The sequence below is a fragment of the Sandarakinorhabdus rubra genome (assembly GCF_010994245.1).
In the GTDB taxonomy this organism is placed as follows: domain Bacteria; phylum Pseudomonadota; class Alphaproteobacteria; order Sphingomonadales; family Sphingomonadaceae; genus Sandarakinorhabdus; species Sandarakinorhabdus rubra.
In genome coordinates, this window is sequence record NZ_WMHO01000311.1 from 1 (window position 1) to 2190 (window position 2190).

The 2190-nt window shown below is 71.4% G+C and carries 2 protein-coding genes; one reads left to right on the forward strand and one right to left on the reverse strand.

What is annotated here, in order from left to right; translation table 11 throughout:
- Positions 1-669 (reverse strand): esterase-like activity of phytase family protein (locus GJV64_RS13840; protein WP_164157989.1); only part of this gene is annotated, 669 nt, incomplete at its 3' end.
- Between the two features lie 47 nt (positions 670-716).
- Between GJV64_RS13840 and GJV64_RS13845 the strand changes: the two genes are divergently transcribed.
- Positions 717-2190 (forward strand): RecQ family ATP-dependent DNA helicase (locus GJV64_RS13845; RefSeq protein ID WP_164157991.1); only part of this gene is annotated, 1474 nt, incomplete at its 3' end.

Genomic DNA, 2190 nt, shown 5'->3' on the forward strand with positions numbered 1-2190 from the left:
GCCATCGGCGGCGATCAGCAGCGCGCGCCGCGCCTCTCCACCTCCGGCGCGGGCGCTTTCGGCGACCCACAGAAGCGCACCATCGGGCAGCGCCGCCAGCGTCTCGCCGCCGCCGTTCGACGGCCAGCTGATCGCTTCTGTCCGCCACAGCGTGCCGGCCAGCCGGCGTGGCGGGCCGATGCCGGAAAAGCGCAGGATGCGGTGCTGCTGCTCCAGGCTCACCAGCGTCTCGCCGGCGGCCGTGAAGGCGATGGCCTCCGTATCCCGATCCTGCTTGGTGGCGCCCAGCGCAGGGATGGCGCCCATCTCGGCACCCGCCACGCCGGCGAGGCGACCACCGGCCAGCACCGGCGTGAAGCGCAACCATTGCCCGGCATCGCTGACCGCCAGCAACCGGCCATCGGGCAGTGCCGCCAGCCCCGACAGGCCGCCAAAGTCGGCATCGGCGCTGGTCAGCACCACGGCGCCCGCCAGCCGCAGCGCCCCGGTTCCAGCGGGCGCTGCCAGCGGCGCAGCGGCAACCGCCACGACACGCGACGGCGCGACGGGAACCGCTTGCGGCCCGCGCAACTCCTGCCACAGGATGAAGGCGGCCACCGCCAACAGCAGGATGAACGACAGCCAGGCCAGCGCCCGGCGCAAACTGACAGTCGGAATCGGGCGTGGCATGGCCAAGGCCATAGCAGCGGCGCACGCCAGCCGCTATCGCTTGGGCCATGACCCCGTCCCAAGTGTTGTCCACCGTGTTCGGCCACGCCGCCTTTCGCGGCCCGCAGGAAGCGATCATCGAAGATGTGCTGGCTGGGCGCGATGTGCTGGCGATCATGCCGACGGGGGCCGGCAAGTCCATCTGTTACCAGGTGCCGGCGCTGATCCGGCCCGGCACCGGGCTTGTCATCTCGCCGCTCATCGCCCTGATGGAAGACCAGGTGCGCAGCCTGTCGGCGGCCGGCGTGCGCGCCGCCACGCTCAACAGCCAGTCGGCCGACAGCGGGCAGGTGTGGCGGGCGATGGCCGATGGCCAGCTCGATCTCCTCTATGTCTCCCCGGAACGGGCGCTGACCGACGGTTTCTCGAGCCTGGTGGCGCGCGTTCCGATTGCGCTGGTGGCCATCGACGAGGCGCATTGCGTGAGCCAGTGGGGCCATGATTTCCGACCCGAGTATCGCCGCCTCAAGCCCTTCTGCGATGCGCTGCCCGGTGTGCCGCGCATCGCGCTGACCGCCACCGCCGACCGCGAGACCCGCGCCGACATAGCCGTACAGCTGGGCATCGCCGCCGACCGGGTGACCCTGTCGGGCTTTGACCGGCCCAACATCCGCTACCAGGTGGCGGGGCGGGACAATCTGAAGCGGCAGCTGATGGACTTCCTCGCCGGCCACGCGGGGCAGGCTGGCATCATCTATGCCCCCACCCGCGCTGCCACCGAGACGATCGCCACCATGCTGTCTGACGCCGGGATCCGCGCCCGGCCCTATCATGCCGGGCTGGAGCCGGCGACACGCGCCCGCCACCAGGCTGAGTTCGTGGCCGCCGAGGACATGGTGATGGTCGCCACCATCGCCTTCGGCATGGGCATCGACAAGCCGGACGTGCGCTTCGTGGTCCACGCCGGGCTGCCGCGCTCGATCGAGGCCTATTATCAGGAAACCGGCCGCGCCGGCCGCGATGGTGACCCGGCGGTGGCCCAGCTGATCTGGGGCGGCGAGGATGTTGCCCGCCAGCGCGGCTTCATCGCCGCCAGCGACGGCAGCGAGGCGTTCAAGGCCGGCGAGGCGCGGCGGCTGAATGCGCTGATCGCCTTTCTCGACACGCCGGGTTGCCGGCGCGCGCAGCTGCTGCACTATTTCGGCGAAACCCCGCCGACGCGTTGCGGGAATTGCGACAACTGCCTCGACCCGCCGGAGCTGATCGACGCCACCGAGGCGGCGCGCAAGCTGCTCTCGGCCGCCTATCGCACCGGGCAGCGCTTTGGCGTGACCCACCTGGTCGACGTGCTGGCCGGCAAGGCATCGGAAAAGGTGGCGAAATTCCGCCACGATGGCCTCGCCGTGTTCGGCATCGGCCGCGAGTGGCCGGCTGACCAGTGGCGCGCGCTGGCCCGCCAGCTGGAGGCCATGGACGCGCTGGAGCGGGACCCGGAGCACGGCGGCCTGATCCTCGGCCCGGCGGCCCGCCCGATCCTGAAGG